Annotated in this window: 5 protein-coding genes and 1 pseudogene; 2 read left to right on the top strand and 4 right to left on the bottom strand. The window is 73.4% G+C overall.

From position 1 onward, the window contains the following. Window positions 1–101: 101 nt before the first annotated feature. The gene (locus tag PINTE_RS20165; RefSeq protein WP_157087417.1) at window positions 102–1082 is read right to left on the bottom strand and encodes an S-methyl-5'-thioadenosine phosphorylase; all 981 of its coding nucleotides are present in this window, start codon (window positions 1080–1082) and stop codon (window positions 102–104) included. A gap of 51 nt (window positions 1083–1133) precedes the next feature. Here PINTE_RS20165 and PINTE_RS24940 point away from each other — a divergent pair, with 51 nt between their 5' ends. After that, window positions 1134–1436: a hypothetical protein gene (locus PINTE_RS24940; protein ID WP_068434201.1), complete on the top strand. Its 303-nt coding sequence runs from the start codon at window positions 1134–1136 to the stop codon at window positions 1434–1436. Between the two features lie 14 nt (window positions 1437–1450). Here the strand turns inward: PINTE_RS24940 and PINTE_RS24935 are convergent. From PINTE_RS24935 to PINTE_RS20150, 3 genes and pseudogenes are all read right to left on the bottom strand, one after another. Continuing rightward, window positions 1451–1591 (bottom strand): annotated as a pseudogene (locus tag PINTE_RS24935) (FmdB family zinc ribbon protein); the annotation flags it as partial. 80 nt (window positions 1592–1671) lie between these two features. Next, window positions 1672–3195, bottom strand: a complete 1524-nt coding sequence (locus PINTE_RS20155) for a potassium/proton antiporter (protein ID WP_068434199.1) — start codon at window positions 3193–3195, stop codon at window positions 1672–1674. A gap of 124 nt (window positions 3196–3319) precedes the next feature. Then, complete coding sequence (locus PINTE_RS20150; RefSeq protein ID WP_068434197.1) at window positions 3320–3991, bottom strand: 5-formyltetrahydrofolate cyclo-ligase; 672 nt, start codon at window positions 3989–3991, stop codon at window positions 3320–3322. 189 nt (window positions 3992–4180) lie between these two features. Between PINTE_RS20150 and glp the strand changes: the two genes are divergently transcribed. Next, on the top strand, window positions 4181–5479 hold the full coding sequence (gene glp, locus PINTE_RS20145; protein WP_068434195.1) for a molybdotransferase-like divisome protein Glp: 1299 nt from the start codon (window positions 4181–4183) through the stop codon (window positions 5477–5479). The last annotated feature ends 51 nt before the right edge of the window (window positions 5480–5530 follow it).

The raw sequence follows: 5530 nt of genomic DNA, 5'->3' as shown, positions 1-5530 counted from the left end.
GGGGGACGAGAGCCCGGCCAGCCCCGCGGCCGGACCGGCTCCGGGCACGCCGGACTCGCCCGTGAGCCGTGCGAAGACCCCCGGGCGCGAGACGGAGGCCATTACTGCGGGAGGTCGAAGGGCACGGTCATGCCCTCGAGAGCGTCGGCGCACCGGCAGGGGAGCCGCACCGCGCTCGGGTCGGGGTTGTCGGCGTCGGCGGTGTCGTCGGGGCCGCCGTGGCCCCCGTCGCCGGGGCCCGCCTCGCCGTCGCCGCGGCCGGTGGCACCGAGTTCGCCAAGATCGGCGGCGAGGTCGGTGGCCGCGCCCGCGACGATGTGCTTCACGCGGCCGATGTTGTCGGCGAACATGGCGAAGACCTCGGCGGCCGTGACGCCCGCGTCGGTCTCGAAGCCGGCGTCGAGGTCGGTGACCAGGCAGACCGTGGTGAAGCAGAGCCCGAGCTCGCGGGCGAGGGTGGCCTCGGGCATCGCCGTCATGCCGACGACCGTGCCGCCGGCGGCGGCGTGCCAGCGAGACTCGGCCCGGGTGGAGAATCGCGGGCCGTTGATGACGACGAGCGTGCCGGTGTCGACGACGTCGTGTTCGTCGGCCTGCGTGCGCTGGAGTTCGCGGGCCGAGTCGATCGCGGCGGCCCGGCCGCGTGGGCAGAACGGGTCGGCGAACGCGACGTGCGCGACCTCGCCCTCGCGTTCGAAGTAGGTGTGCGGCCGGCCCCATGTGCGGTCGATGATCTGGTCGGGCACGACGATCGTGCCCGGCCCCTGCGAGGCGACCAGCGACCCGACCGCGCAGGGGGCGATCACCTGGCGCACCCCGATCGCCCGCAGCGCCCACAGATTGGCGCGGTAGTTCACGCGATGCGGCGCGAAACGGTGCCCCTTGCCGTGTCGCGGCAGGAACGCCACGGGGGACCCACCCACGGTGCCGACGACCGGCGACTCGCTCGGTGCGCCGAACGGGGTGTACACGTCGACGCTGCGCGCCTCGTCGAACAGGGAGTAGAAGCCGGAGCCGCCGATGATGCCGATCGGGGCGCGCACGCCGGGGTCGCTGACGTGGGTGATCATCTCCGTTGCCATGAGCCGACCCTAGGGCCGATCCGCCCGGGCGTCAGGCCCCGCCGCGAGCCTGTGGACAACCACACGGCGTCGCGCGGCCTGTGGACAGATCGGCCGCGCGAGCCGACTCAGGACGCGCCGGACGAGGAGGACTTCGCGCCCGAGCCCGACGACCCAGACGACCCCGACGAGCCCGAGGACCCGGAGGGCCCCGACGACCCAGAGGAAGCCTTCGACCCCGAGGACGCCGTGGAGCCCGACCCGGAGGAGGCCCCCGACGAACCGTTGGACCCGGCGGACGAGCCGGACGTTTCGCCCGAGCCACCGGAGCCACCCGAGCTGCCCGAGCCCGAGGCGCGGGAGTCGTTGCGGTAGAACCCGGATCCCTTGAAGACGACGCCGACGGCGTTGAAGAGCTTGCGCAGCCGCCCGTGACACTGCGGGCACTCGGTGAGCGAGTCGTCGGTGAAGGACTGCACGATTTCGAAGCGGTGGCCGCACTCGGTGCAGGCGTAGGCGTACGTGGGCATGAAGGGTCTCCGAGGACAATCTCGACGGGGCCGCGCATCGGCGCGAATCACCGGAAGTCTAGGTGATGAGCCGATCGGCGTTAGCCCGGCTCCGGCTCCGTGGACCAGCCCGCAAGCCGCCCGAGGCGGTCGACGGCGCGCAACCGTGCCTCGGTGGCCTCGCGCAGCGGGGCCGGCACGACGAGCAACAGCGCGTCACCGCGATGCAGCACGCTCTCGACGGTGGGCACGAACGGGGCCCCGTCGCGCACGATGAGCGAGATCTCCGCGCCGGCCGGGAGCCGCAACTCGAAGACCTCGACGCCGTGCAGCCGCGAGCGGGTGCCGATGCGGATCTCCAGCAGCTCGGCACCGACCTCCTCCAGCGGCGTCGACTCGATGTCGAGGCCGCGAGCCTGCTCGTCCTCGGCCACCCCCAGCCACCTGGCGACCAGCGGCAGCGTCGGGGCCTGCACGAGGGTGAAGACGACGACGAGCACGAAGACGAGGTTGAAGATCCACCCCAACCCCGAGGCGCCCTCGACGATCGGCACCATCGCCAGCACGATCGGGACCGCCCCGCGCAACCCGGCCCACGACAGAAACAGCTGGTCACGCAGGGAGACCCGGAACCACACGACGGACGCGAACACCGACAGCGGCCGGCCGACGAGCAGCAGCACCAACCCGAGCCCGATCGCCGGCACGATCTGCGGAGCCAGCTCAGACGGCGAGGCGAGCAGCCCGAGCATGACGAACATGCCGATCTGCGCCAGCCAGCCGAGCGCCTGAGCGAATCCGCGGGTCGTCGTGCGGTGCGGCAGCGGCACGTTGCCCAACACGAGAGCCGACAGGTAGACGGCGATGAAGCCGCTCGTGTGGGCGAGAGCCGCCAGCCCGTAGGCGATGACGATCCACGAGATGACGCCGATGGGAAACAGCCCGGAGGCCGACGACCCGAGCACCGCCATGACCCGGTACCCGATGAACCCGATGAGCAGCCCGATGATGGCGCCACCGACGAGTTCGAGGGCGACCAGCAGCGGGATCGCCCAGATCGGCTCCGCGGTGCCGCCGGTCGTGATCCGTTCGGCGAGCACGACGACGATGAGCACGACCGGGGCGTCGTTGAAGCCGGACTCGGCCTCCAGCATGCTCGACAGCCGCGCGTTGGGACGCACGTCGCGCAGCACGGAGAAGACGGCGGCCGCGTCGGTCGAGGAGACAACGGCCGCGATGAGCAGCGCCAGGTTCCAGTCGAGGTCGAAGATCAGGTGGGCCGCGGTGCCGACGACCGCGACCGACACGACGACCCCGACCGTCGAGAGCATGGCCGCCGGCGCGATCGACCCCTTGATGTCGTGCCACGACGTCGTCAACCCGCCCTCGGCGAGGATGAGCACGAGCGCGATGTATCCGAGCACGAGGCTGAGACCGACCTGCTCGTAGTCGATGCCGAGACCGGCCTCCCCGATGATCAGGCCGAGCAGCAGGTAGAGCAGCAGCGAGGGGAGCCCGGTGCGCGCGGACAGCCGGACCGCCGCGACCGCCACGATGAGCACCGCCGCCGTCACGGTGAGCACGATGCGCAGGCCGTCGACGGTGAACGCGCCTGCTGCCTCCACGAGCCTCTCCCGTCCGCACCGCGCCCGTCGGCGTCCCTGGCGTCATCTTGGGGTATGCAGGTGGTCGCAGGCCAGTGACCTGCCGTAGCGACAGCCCCGGGACTGCACAGAACCGTGCGCGGCGTCAGCGCAGGGGGAGGGCCACCCACCCGCCTCCGGGCGTGACGACCGCGTCGACGGCCTCGTCGTGCGGTTCGCTCGGCAGCGGCTGCAGGCCGAATTCCTCGTCGGCGACCACCGCGACGACGGGCGCCCCGGGCCGACGCCGCGGCAGCGCCCGGTCGTAGCTGCCGCCGCCCTGGCCGAGCCGGCGCCCCTGCGCGTCGATCGCCATCGCCGGCACGAACACGACGTCGCACGAGGCGATCCCGTGCAGCCCGAGCCGCTCGGATAGACGGCTCGGGTCGCCCGAGGCGGTCCACACCACCCAGTCCAGGTCTTTGTCGTCGAGCAGCACCGGCACCAGCGGCTCGATGCCGGCCGCCAGCAGATCGGCCAGCAGCGCCTCGGTGGGCACCTCGGTCGGCAGGGACAGGAACACCGCGACGCGCCGCGGTCGGGGGTGCCGGCGCAGGAGTTCGGTCGTGATGTGCCGACTCAGGTCCGCGGCGGCCCGCTGCCGGGTGGGTGGGTCGACGGTGAGGTCGCGTTCGCGGCGCGCCGCCCGCAGCCGGGAACGCAGCGCACGCTTCGAGGGGTCCGGTGCCGCCAGCGGGTCGAGCGGGTCCGGCGGTTCCGGCGGGTCCGGCGGGTCCGGCGGGTCTGGGTCGCGCGGGGGCCCGGTGCGCTTCGTCATGCCCGTAGTGTGCCCGCACTCCGAACGTGCCCGCCCGATGCTGTCTTCGTGACCGACCCGTGCTCGCCCCGTGCTCGCGGGTTTGCTCGTGCGTGCTTGTGCTCGGGGGCTGGCTGTCGCCCGTGGCGGCTATGGTTACCCAACACGCGCGAGGCCCGCGCGCTCGTCGACACGAGTAGGAGTCATGCGGTGATCCCGGTCGAGCGGCATCGCGAGCGCATTCTCGCGGCGGTCTCACGGGGCGAGCCGCAGCGGGTTCCGGTCAACGCGGCCCACGGCTGCGTGCTCGCCGCCGACGTCGTCGCGGCCGTGCCGCTGCCGGGCTTCGACAACTCCGCGATGGACGGCTATGTCGTGGCCGCCGCGGACGTTGCCGCGCTGCCCGAGCCCGGTGGGTCCGGCTGCGGGTGCGCCGGGGGCACCCAACACGAGGGGCACGAGGGGCACACGCCACCGGTGCGGCTCCCTGTTCGCGGCGACATCGCGGCGGGCGACACCCGCCGCCTGCGGCTGGAGCCCGGCGAGGCCTACCGGATCATGACCGGAGCCCCGATGCCGGCCGGTGCCGACGTCGTCGTCCCCGTCGAACTCACCGACGGCGGCCTGGACGTCGTGACGTTGACCTGCGCCGACGCGCCCGGGCGCCACGTGCGCCGAGAGGGCGAGGACGTGCGCGCCGGTGACGTCGTGCTGCGCGCCGGAGTGTTCGTCGGCGCCCGGCAACTCGCGCTGATCGCGGCGTGCGGGGCCGTGGATGTGCTCGTCTACCCCCGGCCGAAGGTCGTGTGCCTGTCCACCGGCGACGAACTCGTCGCTCCCGGAACCGTGCCCGGCTTCGGGCAGGTCGTCGACAGCAACGGCCTCATGCTCGCCGCGGCGTTGCGGGAGGCGGGCTTCGACGCCGTCTCCGGTGGCGTGGTGCGCGACACCGAGGACGACGTTCTGACCGCGCTCGGAGAGCACCTGCGCACCGCCGACGCGATCGTGACGACCGGCGGCGTCAGCATGGGCGCCTACGACGCGGTCAAGGCGGCGCTGAGCCGGCTGGGCACCGTGCAGTTCGACAAGGTCGCGATGCAGCCGGGCAAGCCGCAGGGCTTCGGCACCATCGGTGAGCGCGACGTGCCGGTGTTCACGCTGCCCGGCAACCCGGTGAGCGCGCTGGTCTCCGCGCACGTGTTCGTCGTGCCCGCGCTGCGCGCGATGGCCGGCTGGCAGCGCGCGGAGCCGGAGCCGGTCCGGGCCCGTGTGCTCGACGGCTGGACCTCCCCGCCGGAGCGGGCCCAGTTCGTGCGGGTGCTGCTCGACCGGGAGGCGGGCGAGCCCGTCGTGCGCAGCGCCGGTGGCCAGGGCTCGCACGTGCTGCAGGCCCTCGCCGACGCCAACGCCCTGGCCTACGTGCCGGCCGAGGTGACCCGCGTCGAACCCGGACAGGTGCTCGACGTCACCCCGTTCGGTGCCTCCGAGGCCGCCGGGTGGGGGCCGTGAGCGGCGCGGCGCCCGGCGCAACCGGGCCGGCCGGCGGGAGCGGTCTGACGC

This window comes from Piscicoccus intestinalis NBRC 104926 (assembly GCF_001515525.1).
Lineage (GTDB): Bacteria > Actinomycetota > Actinomycetes > Actinomycetales > Dermatophilaceae > Kineosphaera > Kineosphaera intestinalis.
The sequence above is the reverse complement of the archived record's forward strand: the minus strand, read 5'-3'. Positions and strand labels throughout refer to the sequence as shown.